A 24,985-nucleotide genomic window follows, 5' to 3' on the forward strand; every position below is an offset into this window, starting at 1 on the left:
GGGAATGTTCTGGGCGGATGCCCGGGCTCAGTGCTCTTCTGCGACCGCGAGCTGGATGTAGACCGCGGTGAGAAGTGCGAAGACGTACGCCTGCAGGACGGCGACGAGGACCTCGAACAGCGTGAACGCGAGGCCGAAGGCCAGCGTTCCGACGCCGAGCAGGGTCCACCATCCGCTCATCGTCACGACGAAGAACTGCGTCGCCGCGAAGAAGAGGACCAGCAGGAGGTGGCCGACGATCATGTTCATCATGAGTCGGAGCGTGAGGGTGATCGGACGGATGATGAACGTCGAGATGAATTCGATCGGCGTGACGATGATGTACACCGGCCACGGCACACCCGAGGGGAAGAGCGAGTTCTTGAAGAAGTTCTTGGGGCTCTTCTTGACGCCCGCGTAGATGAAGGTGACGTACGCGACGATCGCGAGCACGAGCGGCACGCCGATGACGGAGGTGCCGGCGATGTTCAGGAACGGGATGACACCCGTGAGATTCATGAACAGGATCATGAAGAACATGGTCGTGAGGATCGGCAGGAACCGCTTGCCGTCCTTCTTGCCGAGCAGGTCGTCGGCGATGTTCACACGCACCATGTCGAGACCCATCTCGACGAGGCTCTGGAACCGCCCGGGCACGACGCTCATGCGACGGGTGCCGAGCCAGAACACGAGCAGCAGGGCGATGACCGCGACCCAGCGGACGAGGATGATGCGGTTGATCTCGAAGTTGGTGTCTTCGAAGAGCAGCGGCCCGGGGAAGAATTCGTCGATCGACGGCCCGTGGAAGCCACCATCATCGGTTGACATCGGAACCAGCAGGTTCAGAGCGTTAGCTAGCAGCGCTTTCTCCTGTTTCGGGGCGTGGAGCTCAGCTCTCGCGGCGACGAACATGGACCTCGGCAGCCCGTGCGCGAGCAGGGCAGAACCGTGGGGGGATCCCCATTACTCTAGCAATACTTCGGGCGGCAGACGAATCGCCGAGACCGCCTCAGTCCTCGGTGGGCGCCTTCGGCAGTTCGACATCGCTGACGTAGGGCAGGCGCGACTTCGCGACGACGATCACGTCGACGGCGAGCGAGGCGAGCACGCCCGCGACGAGGCTGAGGAAGAGCGCCGTCGTGTTCAGCCAGTCGGCGTCGCGGAGCACCACGACGAGCACGATGAAGACGATGAACTTCAGGATCCAGCCGCCGAGCACGATGCCGAAGAAGGCCCCGACGAAGAGGTCGCTCGATGCGAAGCGGTTGGCGGCGAGGATGCTCGCGGCGGTGATGCCCATGAACACGACCGCCATGAGCGTGCCGACGAGTGCGCCGAGGAGCCCGGGCACGCCGGCGAGCACGTAGCCAAGGATGGCCCCCACGACGAGGATCACCCCGGCGAGCACACCGCCCCAGATGAGGGCCCGCTTCAGTACGGGGTTCGAGGTCGGCGTGCGGTCGGCTTCGGGGCGTGCGTCGTTCATCGTGCTCCAGGTTCGGGGTCGCTGGATTCTACCGAGCCGTCCTGAGCGGAAGCCGGGCTCCCGGCCGGGTCGAGTGAAGTTTCGTCATCGAGAGCCGGTCCAGCGGATGCCTCCGAGCCCGCCAGTTCGTCGAGCCCCGCGACATCCGCTGCGGGGACCTCGTCGACCGCGACGGCCTCGGCGGCGACGGTGAGTCGCTTGCGGCGCCCGAGCGGAGCGAGGGTGATCACGGCGCAGATGACGAACCCGACGAACAGCGCGAGGATCGCCCAGAGCGAGGAGATCTTGAAGTACACCGGGAACACATAGGTGAGGAGGCATCCGATCGACGCGACCGCGGTCCAGCCGTAGAGGATCAGCACCGCGTGGAGGTGGGAGTGCCCCATGTCGAGCAGGCGGTGATGGAGGTGCTTGCGGTCGGCCGAGAACGGCGACTTGCCGGCACGGAGGCGCCGCATCACCGCGAGCCCGAAGTCGAGCAGCGGGATCACGAGCACCGCGAACGGCAGCAGGATCGGGATGAACGCCGCCACGAACTGGTTGAGTCCGACGCCGGTGGGGTTCAGCTGGCCCGTGACCGCGACGGCGGAGGTGGCCATGAGCAGGCCGATGAGGAGTGCGCCGGCATCACCCATGAAGAGTTTCGCGGGGTGCCAGTTGAGCGGGAGGAACCCGGCGCACGCGCCGACGAGGATGATCGCCACGAGCGAGGCGAGGTTGAAGTAGTTCGTGGGCGAGGTCTGCTGCACGAGCAGGTAGGAGTAGAGGAAGAACACGCCGTTCGCGATGAGGGCGACGCCCGCGACGAGCCCGTCGAGCCCGTCGATGAAGTTGACCGCGTTCATCACGAGCACGATGACGAAGACGGTGATGATCGCGAACATCCACGACGAGCCGACCGTGATGCCGCCGATCGGCAACGACACGATCGAGACGCCCTGCCAGGTGATGAGCCCGGCCGCGAGGAACTGGGCGGCGAGCTTGGTCGTCCAGTCGAGGTCCCAGATGTCGTCGGCGACGCCGACGATCACGATGAGGAGCGCCGCGCCGAGGATCGCGAGGATCTGGCCTGGGTTCTGGAACACGATCGCGATGTTCGAGAACCGCGACGACCCGAGCGTGGAGACGAACGCCGCGGCGCCGAAGGCGATGAGGATCCCGACGAACATCGCGACACCGCCGAGGCGCGGGGTGGGCCGCGTGTGCACGTCGCGCTCGCGGATCTTCGGGTAGAGCTTGTACTTCAGGCTCAGCTTCCAGACGATGATCGATCCGCCGAAGGTCACGAGCGCCGTCAGCAGGGCGATGGCCAGGAAGAGGGTCATGAGGCGGCAGCGTCCCCGTCGTCCGCAGGGGTCGCGGCCTGTCGAGCAGTTGCCGGCTCGGATGCGGCGTCCGCTGCGACCTCGGCCTCGAGGGCTGACTCCGGCTCGACCTCGGCCACGGCTTCGGCCACGGCTTCGGCCTCAGCCTCAGGCGCGGCCTCAACCTCGGGCTCGGGCGCGGCCTCGGGCTCGAGGAGCTCCTCCCCCACGACCGCCGCGATGCGCTCCCGGGAGATGACTCCCGCGCGCACGATGCGGAGGCGTCCTCCCTCGCGGGCGAGCGCCGTCGCGTCGACGATCGTCGAGGACGTGTCGCCCTCGCGCTCTCCGATGGCCTCGTACGAGCCGCCGGCTGGGCCGCCGTCGAGGTAGACGGAGACCGAGTCGCCGAGCATCTCGGCGGCGTCGGCCGCCACGGTCGCCGACGGTTCGCCGGAGCGGTTCGCCGACGACACCGCGAGCGGGCCAGTCTCGGCGAGGAGCTCGAGCGCGATCGGGTTCGCCGGCATGCGGAGCGCCACGGTGCCGCGCGTCTCGCCGAGGTCCCACTGCAGCGACGGCTGCGCGTGGAGGATCACGGTCAGCCCGCCGGGCCAGAACTCGCCGACGAGCTGGCGCACGGCCGGCGGCACCTCGCTGGCGAGGGCGTCGAGGGTCGGGATGCCCGGGATGAGCACGGGCGGCGGCGAGGTGCGGTCGCGGCCCTTGGCGTCGAGGAGCCGCGAGACCGCCTTCGGATCGAACGCGTCGGCGGCGACGCCGTAGACGGTGTCGGTGGGGATGACGACGAGTTCCCCCCGCCCGATGGCGCTCCGTGCGAGGCGCATGCCGGTGAGGAGCTCTGAGTCGACCGAACAGTCGTAGATGGCAGTCATGACCTGCCGATTCTAGACCAGCACTCCGGGCTGGACCGCGACGGTCATCGGCGCCCTCCTGATCCCGACGAGCGGATGCCGCGGCGCAGACGTGCGCCGCGGCATCCGCTGCCGTTCGACCGTCTCAGCGACGACCGGCCTTGCGGCGGAACAGCAGGCCGCCCCAGACGATCGCGACGAGCAGGATGGCGAGGCACCAGCCGAGCGCCCACCAGACGGTGTCGTCGACCGGCGTGTCCATCAAGAATCCGCGAATGGTCTCGATGATGGGAGTGATCGGCTGGTACTCGGCGACCCATTGCAGCCACTCGGGCATCGTCTCGACCGGCACGAAGGCGCTCGAGACGTAGGGCAGGAACAGCAGGATGAAGCCGAACCCGCTGGCCGCCTCAGGGCTCGACGCCGCGAGCCCGATCGCCGCGAACAGGTAGGTGATCGTCAGGATGTAGAGCGCCACCAGGCCGAACGCGGCGAGCCATCCGAGCAGCGTCGCGTCGGGGCGGAAGCCGACGAGCAGGGCGACGACGATCACGACGCCGGTCGCGACGAGGTTTCGCGCGAGGCTCGCGACCACGTGACCCGTGAGCACCGCGCCACTCCGCACCGGCATCGTGCGGAACCGGTCGATGATGCCGGTGGTCATGTCTCGCGAGACCGAGATCGCCGTCGACGACGCGCCGAAGCCGGCGCACAGCAGGATGATGCCCGGCACCACGTAGTCGACGTAGCCGCCCGACGGGTCGATCGCGTTGCCGAAGATGAAGGTGAACATCAGCATCAGCATCGTCGGAAGCATGATCGCCATGAGCAGGGCCTCGACGTCGCGCACGGAATGGCGGAAGCTCCGGCCGATGAACGTCGACTCGGCGGTGAACGCGCCGAGTCGTGCGCGAGCGGGTGCCGCCGGGCCCGGAACTGCGGGGCGGGGCGGGGCGATGAGTGTCGTCATGTCGGTCACTTCGATTCGATGAGTTCGGGGGCGGATGCCTCGGCGCCGGCCGTGATCGCGAGGAACACGTCGTCGAGGCTGGGGCGGCGGATGGAGACCTGCGTGCCCTCGGTGGCCGACGCCGGCGAGTGGTCGAGCCGGTCGATGGCGGCGCGCAGTCCGTGCACGCTGCCGTCGGTCGGCAGTTCGAGGAGCAGCGCGCCGTCGGCGTTGCGGAGCTCGACGACATCGCCCCCGATGCGGGCCTTGAGCTCGTCGGCGGTACCCTCGGCGGCGACTCGTCCGCGGTCGAGCACGGCGATGCGGTCGGCGAGCTGGTCGGCCTCCTCGAGGTACTGCGTCGTGAGGAAGACCGTCGTACCGGCTTCGGTGAGCGAGCGGATGACGTTCCAGAGCTCCTGCCGACTGCGCGTGTCGAGACCGGTGGTCGGTTCGTCGAGGAAGAGGATCGGCACGTCGACGACGAGGCTGAGGGCGAGGTCGAGGCGCCGGCGCATGCCGCCCGAGTAGGTGCCGAGACGGCGGTGCGCGGCATCCGTCAGGTCGAACCGTTCGAGCAGTTCGTCCGCGCGGTCGCGCGCCGCCTGACGGCCGAGGCCCGAGAGTCGCCCCATCATGACGAGGTTCTCGGTGCCGGTGAGCACCTCGTCGACGGCGGCCGACTGGCCGGTGAGGGCGATGCGCCCCTTGACCTCCTCGGGCGATGCCGCGACATCGAAGCCCGCGACCCGGGCGACACCGGCATCCGGCTTCACGAGCGTCGTCAGGATGTTGATGGTGGTCGTCTTGCCGGCGCCGTTCGGGCCGAGCAATGCGAACACCGACCCTGCGGGCACGCTGAGGTCGAGGCCGGCGAGCACTTCGGTGGACCCGAAGCGCTTGCGGAGCCCGTGCGTGTCGATGGCGACTGACATGGATCTCTCCGTTTCTCTGATCTGCGCCTGCGTCGTTCTGCGTATGACGCAAACTGTTTATGTGATGCACTGTTGTTTAAGTAATACACAGTTCTAGACTGTGGTCAACACCAATCGAGAACGGACCCCTTGTGAGCCCTGAGCGTGCGACTCCCGAACGACGCGATCCCGAACTGCCCCGAGGCGTCGCGCTCGCGTGGGGTGTCGCGGCGAACCCGCAGCGCGGACCGAAACGGGAGCTCTCGATCGAACGCATCGTCGACGCGGCTGTCGAGATCGCCGACGCCGAGGGCCTCGGCGCGGTGTCGATGAGCCGTGTCGCCGCCTCGCTCGGATTCACGACGATGTCGCTCTACCGCTACGTCACGAGCAAGGACGACCTGATCCTGCTCATGCAGGAGGGCGCGGTGCTGCCGCCCGTGCCCGACGAATCGATCGAGCGCGGTTGGCGCGACGGCGTCACGGCCTGGGTGCTCGCGATGCGCGCCGCATACCGCGAACACCCCTGGCTCGTCGACATCCCCGTCTCCGGCGCGCCGATCACGCCCAACAGCCTGCTCATCGTCGACTGGTTCCTGCGCGAGGTGCGCTCGCTCCCCTTCAGCGACGGCGAGAAGATGTCGACCCTGCTGCTGCTGACGAGCTACGCGCGGGCCACCGGGGCGCAGGAGCGCGACATCGGCGCGGCAGCGGCAGCGGCCGCGGACCCCGCGGATGTCACGGGGGCGAACTACTTCGAGGCCCTCGCCGAGCTCGTCACCCCCGAGCGGTTCCCCTACCTGAGCCCGCTCCTCGCGGCCGGCGGCTACGTCGCCGAGCCCGGCACCGACTTCGAGGAGACCGACGACGACTTCTCATTCGGTCTGGAGCGCATCCTCGACGGCATCGAGTACCACGTCGGCCGCGTCGAGTCCGGCGCCGCCGCCGGCGCCGCGGAGCCGCTGCCGCCGACGCTCGAACTCCCCCGCGACAAGCAGGTCCGAGAGGCGGCGAAGGCTCGTCGGGAGGCCGAGAAGGCACTGCGCGAAGCGCAGAAGCGCGAACGCGATGCCATCAAGCACGCGCTCGAGCGCGAGCGGAACGCACGCGAGAAGGCGGAGCGGGCGAAGTAGGCCCGTCGCCGGTCGCGACGCGAGGCAGGCGCCCTCAGCGCAGGGCCGAGGTCGCCCGATCGCGCGTCGTGAGGTCGCGGTGGTGCGCGATCGCCCGCCAGCCGTCAGCCGCGAGGATGTCGGCGATCGCCGCCGACTGCTCCTCACCGTGCTCGATCACGAGTGCGCCGCCCGGCCGCAGCAGCGCGAGCGCGCGCCGGGAGAGCACGCGGATCACGTCGAGCCCGTCGGCGCCGCCGTAGAGGGCCTGCTCGGGGTCGTGGAGTCGCACCTCGGGATCCCGCGGCATGTCGCGGAGCGGGACGTATGGCGGGTTCGACACCACGACGGCCACCCGGCCGTCGAGTTCGGGCAGGGCGTCGGCGAGATCACCGAAGACGAGCTCGAGATTCGGGGCGGCGACCTCGGCGACGTTGCGCGTCGTCCACACGAACGCCTCGGGAGACTTCTCGACCGCCCACACCCGAGCGTGCGGCACCTCGGTCGCGAGCGCGAGGGCGATCGCGCCACTGCCCGTGCCGAGGTCGACGCCGATCGGCTCCGGCTCGGCCGCCGAGGCGAGCGCGTCGATCGCGAGCTGCGCCACCTGCTCGGTCTCCGGCCGCGGCACGAAGACGCCCGGTCCGACCTGGAGGTCGAGATTGCGGAACGCCGCGCGACCGGTGATGTGCTGCAGCGGCTCGCGCAGGGCGCGACGCGCAACGAGGGGGGCGAGCGCAGCGGCATCCGCTCGGCCGACCTCGGCGCCGACGACGATGCGTGCGTGCACCGCCCCGCGAGAGAGACCGAGCACGTGTCCGATCAGGAGGTCGGCGTCGACCTCGGGGTCGGGGACGCCGGCGGAGGCGAGCGTCGACACCGTCTCGTCTCGGATCTCGCGCAGTGATCGCGCACGGGCGTCGGGAGTCGTCGTATCCACGCAATGGAATGTAACGCACTCGCCTCCATGCGAGCCGAAGCCTAGGCTGAGGCCGTCGTCCACCACCTGACCCGAGAGGCAAGCCCATGGCGCAGATCTACGAGAACATCACCGAGGTCGTCGGTCGCACGCCGCTCGTGCGCCTCAACCGGCTCACCGAGGGCGCAGGCGCCACGGTGCTCGCCAAGCTCGAGTTCTACAACCCCGCCGCGAGCGTCAAGGACCGCATCGGCGTCGCGATCATCGACGCGGCCGAGAAGTCGGGCGAGCTGACCCCGGGCGGCACCATCGTCGAGGGCACGAGCGGCAACACCGGCATCGCGCTCGCCCTCGTCGGCGCCGCTCGCGGCTACCGCGTCATCCTCACCATGCCCGAGACCATGAGCGTCGAACGTCGCGTGCTGCTGCGCGCCTACGGCGCGGAGATCGTGCTGACCCCCGGCTCCGAGGGCATGAAGGGCGCGGTCGCGAAGGCCGACGAGATCGTCGCGGCCACCCCCGGCGCGATCCTCGCCCGCCAGTTCGCCAACGAGGCGAACCCGGCGATCCACCACGCGACGACCGGCCCCGAGATCTGGGCCGACACCGACGGCGCCGTCGACATCTTCGTCGCCGGCATCGGCACGGGCGGCACCATCACCGGCGCCGGGCGCTACCTCAAGGAGCAGAACAGCGGCGTGCAGGTCATCGCCGTCGAGCCGGCCGACTCCCCTATCCTCACGCAGGGCACGCCGGGCCCCCACAAGATCCAGGGCCTCGGCGCGAACTTCGTGCCCGACATCCTCGACCGCGAGGTCTACGACGAGGTCATCGACGTCGCCACGAGCGACGCCATCGCGACCGCTCGTGCACTCGCGACCGACGAGGCGATCCTCGGCGGCATCTCATCGGGTGCTGCCGTCTGGGCCGCACTCGAGGTCGCGAAGCGCCCCGAGAACGACGGCAAGACGATCGTCGTCGTCGTGCCCGACTTCGGCGAGCGGTACGTCTCGACCGTGCTGTACGAAGACCTGCGCGACTGAGCGACCCCTGCACCCGAGCGCCCGGCGCAGCGTCCACGACGTTGTCCGGGCGCTCGGTGCATCCGATCGACGTACGGACTGATTGACTATCGACGTGACCTTCTTCAGAGCACTGCGCGAGGACATCGCGACGGCGCGCGCGCACGACCCCGCGTCTCGTGGAAACCTCGAGGTGTTCCTCGCGTACTCCGGCCTCCACGCCATCTGGGGCTACCGGCTCGCCCACATCCTCTGGCGGGCCGGGCTGCGCCTGCCCGCCCGCATCATCTCGCAGCTCGTGCGGTTCCTCACGGGCGTCGAGATCCACCCCGGCGCCACGATCGGCCGCCGCTTCTTCATCGACCACGGCATGGGCGTCGTCGTGGGCGAGACGGCCGTCGTCGGCGACGACGTGATGCTCTACCACGGCGTCACCCTCGGTGGAAAGGCCGCCCGCGGCGCCAACCGCGGGGCGAAGCGGCATCCGACGCTCGAGGACGGCGTCACCGTCGGGGCCGGCGCGAAGGTGCTCGGCGACATCACGATCGGCGCGTGGAGCGCGATCGGCGCGAACGCGGTCGTCACGAAGGACGCCCCCGCGCACTCGCTCGTCGTCGGCATCCCCGCGACGTTCAAGCCGCTCTCGCACGAGACGGCCGACGCCGCCCGCGGCATCCACGACTGGCACATCTGAGGCGCCGAAGCCCTCGTCCATGAGACGACGGATGCCCCGGACACTCGAGGTGTCCGGGGCATCCGTCTCGTGTGGGGTGCGACTACTGGTCGCCGAGGTGCGCGAGCCGCGCCTCTTCGTCGGCCTGGATGGCCGACTCGATGATCGGCTCGAGCGCGCCGTTCATCACCTGGTCGAGGTTGTAGGCCTTGTAGCCGGTGCGGTGATCGGCTATGCGGTTCTCGGGGAAGTTGTACGTGCGGATGCGCTCCGAACGGTCCATCGAGCGGATCTGCGACTTGCGGGCGTCGGACGCCGCCGCCGCGATCTCCTCCTGCTGGCGCGCGAGGATGCGGGCGCGGAGCACGCGCATCGCGGCCTCGCGGTTCTGCAGCTGCGACTTCTCGTTCTGCATCGACACCACGATGCCCGTGGGCAGGTGGGTGATGCGCACCGCCGAGTCGGTCGTGTTGACCGACTGACCGCCGGGGCCGGAGGAACGGTAGACGTCGATCTTCAGGTCGTTCTGGTTGATGTCGACCTCTTCGGGCTCATCGACCTCGGGGAAGACGAGCACGCCCGTCGTCGAGGTGTGGATGCGCCCCTGCGTCTCGGTGACGGGCACTCGCTGCACGCGATGCACGCCGCCCTCGTACTTGAGGTGCGCCCAGACGCCCTGTGACGGGTCGCTCGCGTTCGACTTGATCGCGACCTGGACGTCTTTGTAGCCGCCCAGGTCGGACTCGTTCTGGTCGAGGAGCTCGATCTTCCAGCCCTTGGACTGCGCGTACTGCATGTACATGCGAAGCAGGTCGCCGGCGAAGAGGGCGCTCTCGGCGCCGCCCTCACCGCCCTTGATCTCCATGATCACGTCGCGGCCGTCGTCGGGGTCGCGCGGGATCAGGAGCCGTCGGAGCCGCTCCTGAGCGGCGGCGAGCCCCTCTTCGAGCGCCGGCACCTCTTCGGCGAACGCCTCGTCCTCCTTCGCGAGTTCACGCGCGGCGGCGAGGTCGTCCTGCGCCTCGAGCCACGCCGAGTGCGCGGAGACGATCCGGCTCAGCTCGGCGTAGCGCCGGTTGACCTTCTTCGCCCGCGCGGCGTCGGCGTGGAGCGCCGGGTCGGCGAGCTCCTCCTGCAGCTTCGCGTGCTCGGCGAGCAGGCTCTGGACGGACTCGAACACGGATGCCTCAGCGGTGGTCGGTCTCGTGCCCGTGCGAGTTGCCGTGGCCGGCGACCGGCATCGACTTCTGCATGAGCATGAGGAACTCGACGTTCGACTGCGTCTCCTTCAAGCGGCCGAGGACGGCTTCGAGCGCCGGCTGCTGGTCGAGGCCCGCGAGGGCGCGTCGCAGCTTCCAGGTGATCTTGACCTCGTCGGCCGAGAGCAGCATCTCTTCGCGGCGCGTGGACGACGCGTTGACGTCGACCGCCGGGAAGATGCGCTTGTCGGCGAGCTGACGCGAGAGGCGCAGCTCGGAGTTGCCGGTGCCCTTGAACTCCTCGAAGATCACCTCGTCCATCTTCGACCCGGTCTCGACGAGCGCCGTGGCGAGGATGGTCAGCGAGCCGCCGTTCTCGATGTTGCGCGCAGCACCGAAGAACCGCTTCGGCGGGTACAGCGCCGAAGCGTCGACACCGCCGGAGAGGATGCGCCCGGAGGCCGGTGCGGCGAGGTTGTACGCACGGCCGAGGCGCGTGATGGAGTCGAGCAGCACGACGACGTCGTGACCGAGCTCGACGAGGCGCTTCGCACGCTCGATGGCGAGCTCGGCGACCGTCGTGTGGTCTTCGGCCGGACGGTCGAAGGTCGAGGCGATGACCTCGCCCTTCACCGTGCGCTGCATGTCGGTGACCTCTTCGGGGCGCTCGTCGACGAGCACGACCATGAGGTGGACCTCGGGGTTGTTGATCGAGATCGCGTTGGCGATCTGCTGCAGCACGATCGTCTTGCCGGCCTTCGGGGGCGCGACGATGAGGCCGCGCTGGCCCTTGCCGATCGGGGCGACGAGATCGATGATGCGCTGCGTGAGCTTGGTGGGCTCGGTCTCGAGGCGCAGGCGCTCCTGCGGGTAGAGCGGGGTGAGGCTCTGGAACTCGACGCGGGCCGCCGCCTCGTCGGTCGTCTGACCGTTGATCGAGTCGACCTTCACGAGCGCGTTGTACTTCTGACGGCTGTTCGAGTCGTTGTCGCGCGGCTGCTTGATGGCGCCGACGACCGCATCGCCCTTGCGCAGGTTGTACTTCTTCACCTGGCCGAGCGAGACGTAGACGTCGCTCGGGCCGGGCAGGTATCCGGTCGTGCGCACGAACGCGTAGTTGTCGAGGACGTCGAGGATGCCCGCGATGGGGATCAGCACGTCGTCGTCGAGGATCTCGGGCTCGAGCTCGTCACCCATGCCCTGGCCGCGACGCTTGCGGTCGCGGTAGCGGTTGCGACGGCCGCCTTCGCCATCGAGCTGCGCCTGGGGGTCGCGCGACTGGCCGTCACGGCCCTGGGTTTCGCGAGCCTGGTTGTCACGGCCGCCCTGGTTGTCGCGGCCGCCCTGGTTGTCGCGCGCCTGGCCGTCACGGGCCTGGTTGTCGCGGCCACGGCCCTCGCCCTGCTGCTTCGACTTGTCGGCGTCGCCGTTCTGACGGGACTCGCCGGACTTCGCGCCCTGCTCCTCGCCCTTCCGGCCCTGGTCGCCGTTCTGGCGGTCGTTCTGCCGGCCGGACTGGCGCTCGCCCTGCTTCTGCTCGCCCTTCTGGGCGTCGTCGCCGCGCTCGGCGCGATCGCCACGCTCGCCGCCGCGACGGCCGCGGTTGCGGCTGCGGCCCTGGCGGGGCTCCTCGGATGCCGCGTCGCCGTCTTCGGTCGACTGCGGGCCGCGTGCACCCTCGCCCGTCGCAGCCGCGAGCTCCTCGCGCACTGCGGCACGAGCGGCCTCGCGGGCCTCGTCGGTCTCGGCGGAGGCCGGAGCCGCGGTCTCGGGCACGAGGCCGACACCGGCACCGCCGGCGTTGACGTGCTGCACGGCCGACGTGGTCGCGCTCGTGGCGCGGCGCGGCTGACGGCGCTGGCGCGTGGGAGCGGTGGTCGCGGGCGCCTCGGCCGCGAGCTCGGCGGCCGGGGCCGAGGGCTCTGCGGGCGCGTCGATCTCAGCCGGCACGTCGAGTTCGACGGGAGCGGCCTGCTCGGCCACGGGGGCCTCGAGCTGATCGGCCGAGACGGTGGACCCGCCGTCGGCCGCCGACGCCTGGTGCTCGGAGATCAACTCCACGAGTTCTCCCTTTCGGCGCTTCGAACCGCCTGCCAGGCCGAGGGATGCGGCGAGCTCCTGGAGCTCGGCGACCTTCATGGAGGACAGGCGGGCGGTGTTGGCCACGCGATCGGCGTGGTCGGTTCCGTTGGTCACTGGGTATGTTCCTTTCCCCTGTCGCAAGAGTTGCGGATTCAGGAGAGCTGATCGCTGGCACGAGCGATGCCGGTGCGCACGAAGGCGCAGACACGCGCGAGAGCGAAAGCAATAGATTGCCGGGAATTGCACGAGCGAGCTGGGACGCGAACAGTGCGTCACCTGCCGGGTGCGTGGTCAGTCTATCACCACCGAGCCGTTCGTCCCGCCACGCGACGCGCCTGTGGAGAGGATGTCGCGCGGGCGATCACGCCATGACTCTGCCGCCTTGCGCTCTCCGGTCTTCCGCGAGGGGCGGCGTCACCTGAGCGCTCTCCCGAGTCCCGCCGGCTGCGCCGACGACGTCGACGATGTCGCCGTGGGGCTGCCGCCTTGCGCGGCGGTCGTCAACGCTCCGCGTTGACGACCGTCGCGCCCTTGAAGTCGACCGCGAGCGGCAGCGCCTGCCAGGCCGTGTCGGCGGAGGCCTCGACGATGGCGATGGCCGCCGCGCGCTCGCTCGGGTCGCTCGCGAGCACGAGGATCGACGGCCCGGCGCCGGAGACGACGGCAGGATGCCCCGCCTCGCGAAGCACCCGGATCAGCCGGTCGGTCTCGGGCATCGCCGCGGCACGGTAGTGCTGGTGCAACTTGTCTTCGGTGGCCTGGAAGAGCAGCTCGGGGCTCTGGATCAACGCCGCCACGAGCAGCGCCGAACGCGACACGTTGAACACGGCGTCTTCGTGCGGCACCGACTCGGGCTGCAGCGAACGGGCGAGCGCCGTCGACATCTCGTGCTCGGGCACGAGCACGAGCGGCGAGACGCCGCGGTGCACCATGAGCTTCTTGTGACGAGGCCCCTCGGGCGTCACCCAGGCGATCGTGAGCCCGCCGAAGAGCGCCGGCGCCACGTTGTCGGGGTGGCCCTCGAGCTCGGTCGCGAGGTCGAGCAGTTCGTCGGCGCTGAAGTCGACGATGCCCTCGAGCAGGCCCTTGGCCGCCACGACGCCCGCGACGATCGCGGCACCCGATGAGCCGAGGCCGCGGCCGTGCGGAATGACGTTGTGCGCCACGAGCTTGAGCGCCGGCATCGGCACCCCTGCACGGGCGAAGGTGTGGGCGATCGCCCGCACCACGAGGTGACGCTCGTCGAGCGGCACCTCGCCCTCGCCGACGCCGTGCACCTCGATCTCGAGCCCCGGGGCATCCGTCGACGCATCCGGAACCGAGACCTCGAGCTCGTCGTACCTGGCCAGCGCGAGCCCGAGCGTGTCGAACCCGGGGCCGAGGTTCGCCGAGGTGGCCGGCACCTTGACGAGCACGCGGCGCCCGATCAGCGCCGACGACGCGTCGAGGTGCTGCGCGGCGGCGGGGGCGGTCATGAGGAGAGTCCGAGCACCGAGGCGATCTGCGCGGTGTCGACCGGCACGATCGTCGGCTGCACGTCGGAGCCGTCGGCCGTGCGGAGCGCCCACTGCGGGTCCTTCAGGCCGTGGCCTGTGACCGTGAGCACGACGCGCGCCCCGGCGGGGATGACGCCGGCGGCGGAGCGCTCGAGGAGTCCGGCGACCGAGATGGCCGACGCGGGCTCGACGAAGATGCCGACCTCGGCCGAGAGGATGCGCTGGGCCTCGAGGATCTTGTCGTCGTCGATCGCGCCGAAGTAGCCGTCGGTCTCGTCGCGCGCCTGCAGGGCGAGCTCCCACGATGCCGGGTTGCCGATGCGGATCGCGCTCGCGATGGTGTCGGGGTCCTTCACCGGCTCGCCGCGCACGATCGGCGCGGAGCCCGAGGCCTGGAAGCCGAACATCCGCGGCATCCGCGTGGCGTTGCCGATCGCGATGTCTTCACGGTAGCCGCGCGTGTACGCGGTGTAGTTGCCGGCGTTGCCGACCGGGATGAAGTGGAAGTCGGGCGCGTCGCCGAGCGCCTCGACGACCTCGAACGCCGCCGTCTTCTGCCCCTCGATGCGGTCGTTGTTCACCGAGTTGACGAGGTGCACGGGGTAGTTCGCCGCGAGGTCGCGGGCGATGTCGAGGCAGTCGTCGAAGTTGCCCTGCACCTGCAGCAGCTCGGCGTTGTGGGCGATGGCCTGGCTGAGCTTGCCCATGGCGATCTTGCCCTCGGGCACGAGCACCGCGGCCTTGATGCCCGCGTGCGTGGCGTACGCGGCGGCCGACGCGGAGGTGTTGCCGGTCGACGCGCAGATGACGACCTTCGCGCCGTGCTCGACGGCCTTCGTGACGGCCATGGTCATGCCGCGGTCCTTGAAGGAGCCCGTGGGATTCATGCCCTCGAACTTCACCCAGACGTCGGCGCCGGTGCGGGCCGAGAGCGCCGGGGCCGGAAGGAGCGGCGTGCCGCCCTCGCCGAGGGTGATGACCGGGGTCGCGTCGGTGACGTCGAGCCGGTGCGCGTACTCGCGGATGACTCCGCGCCATTGACGCGAGTTGGCCTTGGGGGTGATGGGGGTGTTCACACTGCTCCTTCGACTCGGAGGACGGACGCGACGGATGCGACGACTGGGCTCTGGGCGAGGGCGGCGACGGTCTCGGCGAGCGCGGACTCCTTCGCCTCGTGCGTCCCGATCACCAGCGTAGCCCGCTCCGAGCCCTCGCTGACGGTCTGCTGCAACTGCTCGACGGAGACGCCGTGTGCAGCGAAGGTGTGCGCGATCTGCTCGAGCACGCCCGGTTCGTCTTCGACCTCGAGCGTGATGGCGTATCGCGTGGTGATGCGCCCGATGTCGAGCACGGGCAGTGCCGCATGGGTGGACTCGGCCGTGCCCGGGCCGCCGATGACGTGCCGGCGCGCGATGGCGACGAGGTCGCCGAGCACGGCGGAGGCGGTCGGCACTCCCCCGGCACCGGCGCCGTAGAACATGAGGGGGCCGGCAGCGGATGCCTCGACGAACACGGCGTTGTTCGCGCCGTGCACGGCGGCCAGCGGGTGGCTGCGGGGCACGAGCGCCGGGTAGACGCGCGCAGAGACGCCCTCCTCGCCAGTCTCGGCATCGGTCAGTCGTTCGCAGATGGCGAGGAGCTTCACGACGTAGCCCGCGCGACGTGCTGAGTCGACCTGCTCGGCCGAGACGCCCGTGATGCCCTCGCGGTGCACGGCCTCGACGGGGACGCTCGTGTGGAAGGCGAGGCTCGCGAGGATCGCCGCCTTCTGCGCAGCGTCGTACCCGCCGATGTCGGCGGTCGGGTCGGCCTCGGCGTACCCGAGCTCCGTCGCGGTCGCGAGGGCGTCTTCGAGGGAGGCCCCCGTCTGGTCCATGCGGTCGAGGATGAAGTTCGTGGTGCCGTTCACGATGCCGAGGATCCGGTCGACCCGGTCGCCGGCGAGGCTGTCGCGGAGCGGGCGGATGATCGGGATGGCTCCGGCGACGGCGGCCTCGTAGGAGAGCTGCGCACCGACCTGCTCCGCTGCGGCGAAGAGCTCGGGGCCGTGGCTCGCGAGCAGCGCCTTGTTGCCCGTCACGACGTCGGCACCCGAGGCGATCGCCTGGAGCACGAGCGTGCGGGCGGGCTCGATGCCGCCCATGAGCTCGATGACGATGTCGGAGCCGACGATGAGCGCGTCGGCGTCGGTCGTCAGGAGCTCTCGGGGAAGCTCGGCGTCGCGCTTGGCGTCGAGGTCCCGCACGGCGATGCCGACGAGCTCGATGCGGGCGCCGATGCGCTGGGCGAGCTCGTCGGAGTGCTCGAGCAGGAGGCGTGCCACCTGCGAGCCGACGGAGCCCGCTCCGAGCAGGCCCACTCGGATGGAGCGGTACTCGATCATGCAGGGTTCCCTTCGATGGCGCGGTCGTTTCCGGCGGATGCCTCGAGCCCGGCGTCGCGGGAGAGCAGCTGCGCCTCGGTCTCGCCGTGCACGATGATGCGCGCCACGCCGTCGCGGACGGCGACGACCGGCGGGCGCGGCACGTGGTTGTAGTTCGAGGCGAGCGACCAGCAGTAGGCGCCGGTGGCCGGCACGGCCAGCAGGTCGCCCGGGGCGACGTCGCCCGGCAAGTACTCGGCGTCGACGACGATGTCGCCCGATTCGCAGTGCTTGCCCGCGACCCGCACGAGCGCGGGCGCGGCATCGGAGACGCGGGAGGCGATGCGGGCCGAGTACTCGGCGCCGTAGAGCGCGGTGCGGGCGTTGTCGCTCATTCCGCCGTCGACCGAGACGTAGTGGCGCACCCCGCCGTCGATCGGCACGGGCTTGATCGTGCCGACCGTGTAGAGCGTGACGCCCGCCGGGCCGATGATCGACCGCCCGGGCTCGAAGGCGAGCTTCGGCACCGGCACGTCGTGCACGCGGCATCCGTTCGCGACGGCGGCGGCGATGCCCTGCGCGATCTGCTCGATCGGCTCGGGCTCGTCGGCGGAGGTGTAGGCGATGCCGAATCCGCCGCCGAGGTTCAGCTCGGGAACCGGGGCCGCCTTCGAGAGTTCGGCGTGCACGCCGAGCAGCCGTTCGGCCGACTCGGCGAAGCCCGCGGCGTCGAAGATCTGGGACCCGATGTGGCAGTGCAGTCCGAGGAAGTCGAGCGAGGCGTGCGAGCGGATACGGGCGCCGAGCTCGACCGCGCGGTCGAGCGGCACGCCGAACTTCTGGTCTTCGTGCGCCGTCGCGAGGAACTCGTGGGTCGAGGCGTGCACGCCGCTGTTGACGCGGAGCCGCACCGGCTGGATGCGGCCGGCGCGCGCCGCGGCATCCGCGACCCGCTCGATCTCGATCTCGCTGTCGATGACGATCGCGCCGACGCCCGCGTCGACCCCGCGCTCGATCTCGGCGAGCGACTTGTTGTTGCCGTGGAACCCGATGCGAGCCGGGTCGGCACCTGCCGCGAGCGCGACGGCGAGCTCGCCGCCCGTGCAGACGTCGACGGCGAGGCCCTCGTCGGTCACCCAGCGCACGACCGCGCCCGAGAGGAAGGCCTTGCCCGCGTAATACACCGTCACAGAGGTGCCGATGGAAGCCGCGGCGGCGTCGAAGGCGCGCGCGATGCGGGCCGCGCGGGCGCGGGCGTCGGCCTCGTCGACGACGTAGAGCGGGGTGCCGAACTCGGCGGCGAGCGACGCCGCGTCGCGGCCGCCGATCACGAGCCGGCCGGCCTCGTCGCGCACGGCATCCGCGGGCCAGACGAGCGGCGCGAGTGCGTTGGCGTCGTCGGGCACGCTGAGCCATCCGGGGACGGATGCGGTGGATGCCACGGGGGAACCTCACGGACGGAAGACGATGTCATGGATCGCTCGCGGCGAGCGAACCCGGATCGGTTCCTGAAGCCTGCTGTGCGCGTCGACCTTGTGGGTCGGCGTACCGCGAGTCTACCGAGGCGTGCATGCCGAGCCGAATCGACCGGTCGTGAGGCCGGTCGGCACCGTGCTGGGGCCGGTTCGCGGAGCGGGCGACGCCGGGGGTTACCCGCAGGCGCCCTTCTGCTCGAGGCTCGAGGCGTCGAGCACGAGGCCGTCGGCCTGGAGCCGGATCGCGGCGGCGCCAGGTGCCACCGCGATCGACTCGAGTTCGACGCCCTCTGGCAGCCGGTCGGCGATGCAGATCTCGAGCGGGTCGCCGCCGAGCAGCCGCTCGATGATGCCCGACACGTCGATCGACGCGCCGACCGCGCCGACCTCGACGCCTTCGGGTTCGAGCAGCACCGAATCGCCCGCTGCCACGGGGGTGGCGGTCACCTGGTACGTGATCGGAAGGCCGAAGATCTCGATGCGGCCCTCGTAGCCGACCGTGCCGTCGCCGAGGGTGAGCCCGGTCTCGACGCCCGCGACCGTGATCAGCTGGTTGATCGAGTCGGCATCGGCGGTGATGGTCGCCGTCAGTCGGTCGACCGGCGATGCCAGATCGACCGGCATGCCCTCGGCGACGACCGAGACGGCGACGGGCGCGCCCTCGACGGTGAGTTCGGGCGCGTCGAGTTCGACGTGCTGCATCGTGCCGGAGAGGTACTGGGCGATCACCGAGAACCCGCCGATGGTCACGTTGACGTCGCCGTCGACGCCGTCGGGCAGGTTGGCCTCGATCTCCTCCGCGACCCGATCCTCGGCGATGCCGCGGGCGACGATGTCGGCGACGACGACGAGCGCGACGACGACGGCCAGGACGACGCCGACGACGATCCAGATGCGTGCTGCGCGACCGAGCCGCCGGCGCGGGCGGGGTTCGCCGTCGCCGGCCTCGGTGAGGTCCGCCTCGGGCGCAGCAGCTCCGGCGGCGGCCGAGGCCGACGCACCGGCCGCAGCGCCCGCGGCCGCGTACGGCTCGAACACCTCGGTCGGCTGCTCGTCCGCGGCATCCGTCTCGATGACCAACGTGGCGCCCGCGCCGTCGTCACCCGTCTCGATGACCTCCGTCGGCTGCGCCTCGTCGGTCTCGACCGGTTCGACCGGCCCCGTCGACTCAGGAGTCTCGCCCGCGTCGTGCTCGTCGCCGTGCTTCGCCATCGGGGCCTCCGTGTCGGGGTGGTGGGTCACATGCGGTCGGGTGCCGACACGCCGAGGAGTTCGAGGCCGTTGCGAATGACCTGACCCGTCGCGTCGTTCAACCAGAGCCTCGTGCGGTGCAGCTCGCCGATCGGCTCCTCGCCGAGCGGGAGCACCCGGCAGTTGTCGTACCAGCGATGGTAGAGGCCCGCGAGCTCCTCGATGTAGCGGGCCACGCGGTGCGGTTCGCGGAGCTCGGCCGCCTGGGCGACGATGCGCGGGAACTCCTGCAGTGCGCCGAGCAGCGCCGACTCCGTCTCGTGGGTCAGCAGCTCGGGCGCGAACGACGAGCGGTCGAGACCGACGGATGCCGCGTTGCGGTCGACCGCGCACGTGCGGGCGTGCGCGTACTGCACGTAGAAGACGGGATTGTCGTTCGTGCGGCGCTGCAGGATCTCGGGATCGATCGTGAGCGGCGAATCGGCGGGGTAGCGGCCGAGCGTGTAGCGCAGCGCGTCGGTGCCGAGCCAGGCCTGCAGGTCGTCGAGCTCGATGATGTTGCCGGCGCGCTTCGAGAGCTTGGCGCCGTTGATCGACACGAGCTGGCCGATGAGCACCTCGATGTCGCGCGCGGGGTCGTCGCCCGCGGCGCCGGCGAGGGCCTTCAGCCGGTGCACGTAGCCGTGGTGGTCGGCGCCCAGCAGGTAGATCTTGTGCGCGAAGCCCCGGTCGCTCTTGTCGAGGTAATAGGCGGCGTCGGCGGCGAAGTAGGTGTAGACGCCGTTGGCGCGACGGATGACCCGGTCTTTATCGTCGCCGAAGTCGGTCGTGCGCACCCACACGGCACCGTCGAGCTCGAAGACGTGGCCCTGGGCGCGCAGTCGCTCGACCGCGGTGTCGGTGTCGGAGAGCCCGTCATCGCCCTTGCGGTGGAGGCGGCGTTCGCTCGTCCACACGTCGAAGTGCACGTTGAACCGGGCGAGCGAGGCGCGGATCTCGGCGAGCTGCAGCTCGTAGGCGATCTCGGTCGCGGTGTGCAGCGCCACGGCGTGGTCGAGTTCGAGGAGCTTCGGCTCGCGCTCGAGCACCTGGCGGGCGAGCTCGCCGATGTAGGCGCCCGGGTAGCCGCCCTCGGGGGTCGGTTCGCCCTTCGCCGCGGCGAGCACCGAGGCGCCGAAGTTCTCCATCTGGTTGCCGGCGTCGTTGATGTAGTACTCGTTGGCCACCTCGGCACCGGCGGCACGGAGGACGCGCCCGATGGAGTCGCCGAGCGCGGCCCAGCGGGTGTGGCCGATGTGCAGCGGGCCGGTGGGGTTCGCCGACACGAACTCGAGGTTGATGACGCTGCCCGCCAGAGTGTCGCTCGTGCCGTAGCCGGCGCCCGCCTCGACGATGGTCTTCGCGAGGGCTCCGGCCGCTGCGGCGTCGAGCCGGACGTTGATGAAGCCCGGTCCGGCCACCTCGGCGCTCGCGACGCCGTCGACGCCGGCGAGGCCGGTCGCGAGTTCGGTCGCGAGTTCGCGCGGGTTCACGCCGAGCGGCTTCGCGACGCGCATCGCGATGTTGGACGCCCAGTCGCCGTGCTCGCGGTTCTTCGGGCGCTCGAGCGCGACGTCGTTCGCGGTGAGCTCGAACGCGACCTCGTCGCCCGCCGCGCGACGTCGCTCGACGATGGCGAGGACGAGGGCGTACAGGGCGTGCGAAAGATCGGCGGGAGTCACCCGCAAATCCTACCCGCCGCCATTGATAAGGTTCGTCACATGCTGCGCTCGCCCCGTCTGTCCCGCACCCGTCCCGCCGCCGCCGTACTCGTGGTCGCGGCATCCGTGATGCTGCTGAGCGGATGCACCGGGGCCACCGCCGACCCCGACAAGACGACCGCCCCGCCGCAGGCGAGCGAGACGCCCAGCTCGTCCTCCTCGGCGGTGCCCACCGAGACCGCTGAGCCCGCGGTGCCGTTCGCGATCGAGTGCGACGCGCTGCTGACGCCCGACCAGGTCTACGCCTTCAACCCGAACTTCGGCACGGCTCCCGATTTCGAGGCCTCAGGCGACCACATGGCCGCGATCGTCGGCGACGAGGCCGGCACCGCGTGCGGCTGGATGAACCAGACGAGCGGCGAGGTCATCGAGGTCGGCGTCGCGACTCCCCCGCCCGCCGCGCTGCTCGCCCACCAGAGCGATGCCGCCATGGAGTCGACCCCGGTGCCCACCTACGGAACCCCTCCCGAGATCGAGGGTTACTTCACCCAGGCGGCCGGCAACGGAGAGGTGCAGGTCTTCAGCGGCCCGTACTGGATCGTGATCCGCTCCGCAGCGCTCTTCGAACCCGGCGACGCCGGCCAGCTCGTGTCCGACGTGCTCGCCAACCTCCCCGCCGCCTGACCCACGCCGCCGCGACGATGAGATCAGCTCAGGGCACCCCCTCATGGCTCGGCGCGGTCAACGACCGCGTCGGCCTCTCGGCGCTGCTCGACCACGGGCCACTCACCCGCAACCGCATCTGCGAACTCGTCGGCGTCTCCAAGCCCACCGCGTCGATGATGATGACCCGACTGATCGCCGCGGGCGTCGTCGAGGAGCGCGGACAGGTCGCCGGCAATCCCGGCCGCAGCGCGACGCTGTACGCCGCGCGCACCGACCGACCTCTCGGCGTCGCGATCGCGATCGAAGCCGACGAACTGCGCGCCTCGGTGGTCGACGCGGCCGGCGGCGAACGGCCGGTCGTGCGCACGGCGCTGTCCCGCGATCCCGCCGATCGCGATGCGGTGCGCGAGGTCCGCACGGCGATCCGCGACGCGAGCGAGGCCGCGGGCACCGACCCCTCCGTCGTGCACACGGTGTGCATCGGCACGGCCGGCTACGTCGATCCGGGCGAAGAGGGAACCCTGTTCAGCGAGACCCTGCCCGGTTGGCCGGTCAGCGGCCTCCGGCAGGCGCTCGCGACCGAGCTCGGCGTCTCGGTGTTCGTCGAGAACGACGTCAACCTCGCCGCGATCGCCGAACGCGAGTCCGGCGCGGGCGAGGGTCGCGACGTCTTCGCGCTGCTCTGGCTCGGCAACGGCGTCGGCGCGTCCTTCGACGTGGCCGGCGACCTGCACCGCGGCAGCTTCGGCGGCGCGGGCGAGATCGGCTTCCTCCCGCTGTCGGCCGCCGCCCAGGCGCTCGACGAGCACGCCGTCACGAGTCAGGATCTCGCCGGCGCCGTGGCGGTGCGCCGCATCGCGGCCGCCCACGGTCTCGACGACGCCGACCATCGCTCCGCACTCGAGGCCATCGCCGCGAGCCCCGATCGGGCGGCGATCGTCGAGGAGATCGGCGAGCGCGTCGCGCACATCTCCCTGCCGCTCCTCGCGACCCTCGATCCCGGCCGGCTCGTGCTCGCCGGCCCCACCGCGATCGTCGGCGGACAGCCCCTCGCCGAGGCGGTGGAGCGCGGCATCCGCAGCATCAGCCGGTGGTATCCCGAGGTCGTCGCGACGCACATCGACCACGACCCCGTGCTGCACGGCGCACGCGCGTTCCTGACCGCGAAGGTGCGCGACGACCTGCTCGGAACCGTCGCCCGCCTCAGCCTCTCCTGAGCCGAACCGACCGCGTCCGACGGGTCGGGCGGGGTCCCGCGAAGTGGTAATGTCTCTAGCTGTGCGCCTCCGTAGCTCAGGGGATAGAGCGCCGGTTTCCGGTACCGTAGGTCGGGGGTTCGAATCCCTCCGGGGGCACGTTGTGAGTGGTGGTGGGGTCGGCGCTTCGCGCCGATGATCCAGCACATGATTCGAGAAGCTTCGGCCCGTCGGCCGGGGCTTTTCTCGTACACGCCCGTGCTCCGGCCGACTCGCGCCGACTTGCCCCTCAGACCGTGGACGAGCCCCAGCGCCGCCCCATAGACTCTGGATCGTCCGCTCGGACGGGGGAAAGGCACTGGTGCATGCGCGCAGTACGCAAGTGGTCCGCGGCTCTCGCGATCGTCGCAGGGGCGGTGATCGGAGCCGGCGCGACCGGGCTCGCATGGGCTGAGGACCCCGTCTCGTTCACCTCCTCCCCCGTCGTCGACACCGTCGGGGCACTCGGCGGCCAGGCCGATGACGTCGTCGCCGCACTCGACGCCGCTGCCGACCGCAGCGGACGGCAGCTCTTCGTCGCCTACGTCGACGAGTTCACGAATCCCGCCTCGGCGGCCGACTGGGCCGATGAGACGGCCATCGCCAACAACCTGGGCAGCGAGGACTACCTGCTCGCCGTCGCCGTCGACGGTCGCGCCTACTACCTCTCCGCGGCGAGCGACGCCTCGATCTCCGCTGAGGAGCTCGACCGCATCAGCCTCGAGGTGATCGAACCGGAACTCCGCGACGAGGACTGGGCGGGGGCAGCGATCGCGGGGGCGAACGCGATCGCCGACGGATCGGCGAGCGGGGGCAGCAGCGGCGGCGGAAACGGCTGGGGCTTCGTCTGGTTCATCGCCATCGCCGCGATCGTCGTCGTGATCATCGCGATCGTGCTGGCGCGGCGCAAGAAGAAGCGCGCTGCAGCGGGCGAGGGCGGGGTGCCGCTGCCCTCGATCGAGGAACTGCGCCGTCAGGCGGGCAGCGCCCTCGTGCAGATCGACGACGCGGTCAAGACGAGCGAGGAGGAACTCGGGTTCGCCGTCGCCTCGTACGGCGAGGCCTCGACCGAGTCCTTCCGCGCCGCGCTCGACGCGGCGAAGGAGAAGGTCGCGCAGGCGTTCACCCTGCAGCAGCAGCTCGACGACGCAACGCCAGACACCGACGACGAGCGGCGCGAATGGTACGGCGGCATCATCCGCCTCACGGGCGAGGCCGACGCGGCGCTCGACGAGCAGGCGGAGCAGTTCGACGAGCTCCGAGCGCTCGAACGCGACGCACCCGCCCAGCTCGCGCGGGTGCAGCAGGCGGCGGTCGCGGCCGAGGCGACCATCGCGCCGGCCGAGCAGCGTCTCGCCGCACTCGGCGCCCAGTACGCGGCATCCGCCACTGTACCGGTCAGCGACAACCTGACGCAGGCACGGTCGCGCATGGGCTTCGCCCGAGAGGCCCTCGCCGCCGCGAGCACGGATGTCTCGGCGGGCGACGCCGCCCAGGCCGCAGTCGGCATCCGCGCGGCCGAGGAGGCGGTCGACCAGACGGAGCTGCTCACGGCCGCCGTCGATCGACTCGCCGCCGACCTCGCGGCTGCCGACGCCGCGGTCGCCGCCGGCGTCGACGAACTCGACCGCGACGTCGCGGTCGCGCGCGGCCTCCAAGACGCAGGGGCCGGCGTACTCGCCGATCGAGTGGCCGCAGAGTCGGCTGCGCTGCGTGCCGCGATCGCGGCCCCCGGGCGCGACCCGATCGCCCTGCAGGCGAAGCTCGAGCAGGTCGACGCCGAGATCGACGCCGCGATCCAGAGCGTGCGGGATGCCGCGGAGCAGGCCGCTCGCGTACAGGCGCAGCTCTCCCGATCGCTCACGACCGCGCGATCGCAGGTGCAGGCCGCCGAGGACTACCTGGTCGCCCGCCGGGGAGCGATCGGTGCGGAGGCCCGAACGCGACTCGCCGAGGCGGGCCGACTGCTCGTGGAGGCACAGGGCGCCGCCGCGACCGACCCCGCCTCCGCGCTCACCTCGGCACAGCGGGCCGAGCGCCTCGCAGCGGAGGCCATGTCGCTCGCCCAGCGCGACGTCGGCGGCTACGGGGGCGGCATGGGCGGCTTCGGCGGCGGCACCGGCGGCTCATCGGGCGGCGGCGACGTCCTCGGCGCTGTGCTCGGCGGCATCCTCATCAACTCGGTCCTGGGCGGCGGCGGAGGGGGCGGCGGAGGGGGCGGCGGCTTCGGCGGCGGGCGCTCCTCCGGAGGATTCGGCGGCGGACGCAGCAGTGGCCGTTCCGCCGGCAGCTTCGGCGGCTCCGCGACCCGTTCGCGGCGCGGAAGCGGAGGGCGATTCTGATCCG

General features: G+C 70.9%; 21 protein-coding genes and 1 tRNA gene. 7 read left to right on the plus strand and 15 right to left on the minus strand.

Features of this window, described 5'->3' with window-relative positions:
• Positions 1 to 27 precede the first annotated feature (27 nt).
• The 6 genes from atpB to ASD23_RS16800 form a co-directional block, all read right to left on the minus strand.
• Positions 28 to 807, minus strand: coding sequence for a F0F1 ATP synthase subunit A (gene atpB, locus ASD23_RS16775; RefSeq protein ID WP_235507795.1), 780 nt, complete (start codon positions 805 to 807; stop codon positions 28 to 30).
• A gap of 181 nt (positions 808 to 988) precedes the next feature.
• The gene (locus ASD23_RS16780) at positions 989 to 1,465 is read right to left on the minus strand and encodes a hypothetical protein (RefSeq protein ID WP_056014070.1); all 477 of its coding nucleotides are present in this window, start codon (positions 1,463 to 1,465) and stop codon (positions 989 to 991) included.
• Positions 1,462 to 2,790: an MraY family glycosyltransferase gene (locus ASD23_RS16785; RefSeq protein WP_082571612.1), complete on the minus strand. Its 1,329-nt coding sequence runs from the start codon at positions 2,788 to 2,790 to the stop codon at positions 1,462 to 1,464. Before ASD23_RS16785 ends, ASD23_RS16780 begins: the two co-directional genes overlap by 4 nt.
• On the minus strand, positions 2,787 to 3,665 hold the full coding sequence (locus tag ASD23_RS16790; protein ID WP_082571613.1) for an L-threonylcarbamoyladenylate synthase: 879 nt from the start codon (positions 3,663 to 3,665) through the stop codon (positions 2,787 to 2,789). Before ASD23_RS16790 ends, ASD23_RS16785 begins: the two co-directional genes overlap by 4 nt.
• Before the next feature lie 124 nt (positions 3,666 to 3,789).
• On the minus strand, positions 3,790 to 4,614 hold the full coding sequence (locus tag ASD23_RS16795) for an ABC transporter permease (RefSeq protein ID WP_082571662.1): 825 nt from the start codon (positions 4,612 to 4,614) through the stop codon (positions 3,790 to 3,792).
• A 5-nt stretch (positions 4,615 to 4,619) separates the two neighbouring features.
• A complete protein-coding gene (locus tag ASD23_RS16800; RefSeq protein WP_056014073.1) occupies positions 4,620 to 5,528 on the minus strand; it encodes an ATP-binding cassette domain-containing protein in 909 nt (302 codons plus the stop codon).
• A 131-nt stretch (positions 5,529 to 5,659) separates the two neighbouring features.
• Between ASD23_RS16800 and ASD23_RS16805 the strand changes: the two genes are divergently transcribed.
• Positions 5,660 to 6,640 carry a TetR/AcrR family transcriptional regulator gene (locus tag ASD23_RS16805; RefSeq protein ID WP_082571614.1) on the plus strand — a complete coding sequence of 327 codons (981 nt, stop codon included), beginning with the start codon at positions 5,660 to 5,662 and terminating at the stop codon, positions 6,638 to 6,640.
• 34 nt (positions 6,641 to 6,674) lie between these two features.
• On the opposite strand, the gene prmC is transcribed toward ASD23_RS16805, so the two are convergent.
• Positions 6,675 to 7,523: a peptide chain release factor N(5)-glutamine methyltransferase gene (prmC, locus tag ASD23_RS16810; protein WP_235507815.1), complete on the minus strand. Its 849-nt coding sequence runs from the start codon at positions 7,521 to 7,523 to the stop codon at positions 6,675 to 6,677.
• Between the two features lie 122 nt (positions 7,524 to 7,645).
• Between prmC and cysK the strand changes: the two genes are divergently transcribed.
• Both cysK and epsC read left to right on the plus strand, forming a co-directional pair.
• Positions 7,646 to 8,581 carry a cysteine synthase A gene (gene cysK, locus ASD23_RS16815; RefSeq protein WP_056014081.1) on the plus strand — a complete coding sequence of 312 codons (936 nt, stop codon included), beginning with the start codon at positions 7,646 to 7,648 and terminating at the stop codon, positions 8,579 to 8,581.
• 94 nt (positions 8,582 to 8,675) lie between these two features.
• On the plus strand, positions 8,676 to 9,254 hold the full coding sequence (gene epsC / locus ASD23_RS16820) for a serine O-acetyltransferase EpsC (RefSeq protein WP_056014084.1): 579 nt from the start codon (positions 8,676 to 8,678) through the stop codon (positions 9,252 to 9,254).
• Positions 9,255 to 9,336: 82 nt separating this feature from the next.
• On the opposite strand, the gene prfA is transcribed toward epsC, so the two are convergent.
• The 8 genes from prfA to ASD23_RS16860 form a co-directional block, all read right to left on the minus strand.
• Positions 9,337 to 10,413: a peptide chain release factor 1 gene (gene prfA, locus ASD23_RS16825; protein WP_056014087.1), complete on the minus strand. Its 1,077-nt coding sequence runs from the start codon at positions 10,411 to 10,413 to the stop codon at positions 9,337 to 9,339.
• A 7-nt stretch (positions 10,414 to 10,420) separates the two neighbouring features.
• Positions 10,421 to 12,628, minus strand: a complete 2,208-nt coding sequence (gene rho, locus ASD23_RS16830; protein ID WP_056014091.1) for a transcription termination factor Rho — start codon at positions 12,626 to 12,628, stop codon at positions 10,421 to 10,423.
• A gap of 386 nt (positions 12,629 to 13,014) precedes the next feature.
• Complete coding sequence (thrB, locus tag ASD23_RS16835; RefSeq protein ID WP_056014094.1) at positions 13,015 to 13,989, minus strand: homoserine kinase; 975 nt, start codon at positions 13,987 to 13,989, stop codon at positions 13,015 to 13,017.
• The gene (thrC, locus tag ASD23_RS16840; RefSeq protein WP_235507796.1) at positions 13,986 to 15,086 is read right to left on the minus strand and encodes a threonine synthase; all 1,101 of its coding nucleotides are present in this window, start codon (positions 15,084 to 15,086) and stop codon (positions 13,986 to 13,988) included. The genes thrB and thrC overlap by 4 nt, the downstream gene beginning before the upstream one ends.
• Positions 15,083 to 16,393, minus strand: coding sequence for a homoserine dehydrogenase (locus ASD23_RS16845; RefSeq protein ID WP_056014097.1), 1,311 nt, complete (start codon positions 16,391 to 16,393; stop codon positions 15,083 to 15,085). Before ASD23_RS16845 ends, thrC begins: the two co-directional genes overlap by 4 nt.
• Positions 16,390 to 17,814 carry a diaminopimelate decarboxylase gene (lysA, locus tag ASD23_RS16850; RefSeq protein WP_056014100.1) on the minus strand — a complete coding sequence of 475 codons (1,425 nt, stop codon included), beginning with the start codon at positions 17,812 to 17,814 and terminating at the stop codon, positions 16,390 to 16,392. The genes ASD23_RS16845 and lysA overlap by 4 nt, the downstream gene beginning before the upstream one ends.
• Positions 17,815 to 18,021: 207 nt before the next feature.
• Positions 18,022 to 19,059 carry an LmeA family phospholipid-binding protein gene (locus ASD23_RS16855; protein ID WP_157377149.1) on the minus strand — a complete coding sequence of 346 codons (1,038 nt, stop codon included), beginning with the start codon at positions 19,057 to 19,059 and terminating at the stop codon, positions 18,022 to 18,024.
• A 26-nt stretch (positions 19,060 to 19,085) separates the two neighbouring features.
• Positions 19,086 to 20,759, minus strand: coding sequence for an arginine--tRNA ligase (locus ASD23_RS16860; protein ID WP_056014109.1), 1,674 nt, complete (start codon positions 20,757 to 20,759; stop codon positions 19,086 to 19,088).
• A gap of 39 nt (positions 20,760 to 20,798) precedes the next feature.
• On the opposite strand from ASD23_RS16860, the gene ASD23_RS16865 reads away from it, so the two are divergent.
• From ASD23_RS16865 to ASD23_RS16880, 4 genes are all read left to right on the plus strand, one after another.
• A complete protein-coding gene (locus tag ASD23_RS16865) occupies positions 20,799 to 21,422 on the plus strand; it encodes a hypothetical protein (RefSeq protein ID WP_056014112.1) in 624 nt (207 codons plus the stop codon).
• Positions 21,423 to 21,439: 17 nt separating this feature from the next.
• A complete protein-coding gene (locus ASD23_RS16870) occupies positions 21,440 to 22,621 on the plus strand; it encodes an ROK family transcriptional regulator (protein WP_056014115.1) in 1,182 nt (393 codons plus the stop codon).
• A gap of 65 nt (positions 22,622 to 22,686) precedes the next feature.
• Positions 22,687 to 22,759 (plus strand) — tRNA-Arg (locus ASD23_RS16875).
• Between the two features lie 206 nt (positions 22,760 to 22,965).
• On the plus strand, positions 22,966 to 24,981 hold the full coding sequence (locus tag ASD23_RS16880) for a TPM domain-containing protein (protein ID WP_056014120.1): 2,016 nt from the start codon (positions 22,966 to 22,968) through the stop codon (positions 24,979 to 24,981).
• Positions 24,982 to 24,985 lie beyond the last annotated feature (4 nt).

The organism is Agromyces sp. Root1464 (assembly GCF_001427265.1).
In the GTDB taxonomy this organism is placed as follows: Bacteria; Actinomycetota; Actinomycetes; order Actinomycetales; family Microbacteriaceae; genus Agromyces; species Agromyces fucosus.

Coding starts and splice junctions, on each gene's coding strand:
- atpB (WP_235507795.1), bottom strand. CDS start 807: ATGTCAACCGATGATGGTGGCTTCCACGGGCCGTCGATCGACGAATTC.
- ASD23_RS16780 (WP_056014070.1), bottom strand. CDS start 1,465: ATGAACGACGCACGCCCCGAAGCCGACCGCACGCCGACCTCGAACCCC.
- ASD23_RS16785 (WP_082571612.1), bottom strand. CDS start 2,790: ATGACCCTCTTCCTGGCCATCGCCCTGCTGACGGCGCTCGTGACCTTC.
- ASD23_RS16790 (WP_082571613.1), bottom strand. CDS start 3,665: ATGACTGCCATCTACGACTGTTCGGTCGACTCAGAGCTCCTCACCGGC.
- ASD23_RS16795 (WP_082571662.1), bottom strand. CDS start 4,614: ATGACGACACTCATCGCCCCGCCCCGCCCCGCAGTTCCGGGCCCGGCG.
- ASD23_RS16800 (WP_056014073.1), bottom strand. CDS start 5,528: ATGTCAGTCGCCATCGACACGCACGGGCTCCGCAAGCGCTTCGGGTCC.
- cysK (WP_056014081.1), top strand. CDS start 7,646: ATGGCGCAGATCTACGAGAACATCACCGAGGTCGTCGGTCGCACGCCG.
- thrB (WP_056014094.1), bottom strand. CDS start 13,989: ATGACCGCCCCCGCCGCCGCGCAGCACCTCGACGCGTCGTCGGCGCTG.
- ASD23_RS16845 (WP_056014097.1), bottom strand. CDS start 16,393: ATGATCGAGTACCGCTCCATCCGAGTGGGCCTGCTCGGAGCGGGCTCC.
- ASD23_RS16855 (WP_157377149.1), bottom strand. CDS start 19,059: ATGGCGAAGCACGGCGACGAGCACGACGCGGGCGAGACTCCTGAGTCG.
- ASD23_RS16865 (WP_056014112.1), top strand. CDS start 20,799: ATGCTGCGCTCGCCCCGTCTGTCCCGCACCCGTCCCGCCGCCGCCGTA.
- ASD23_RS16870 (WP_056014115.1), top strand. CDS start 21,440: ATGAGATCAGCTCAGGGCACCCCCTCATGGCTCGGCGCGGTCAACGAC.
- ASD23_RS16880 (WP_056014120.1), top strand. CDS start 22,966: ATGCGCGCAGTACGCAAGTGGTCCGCGGCTCTCGCGATCGTCGCAGGG.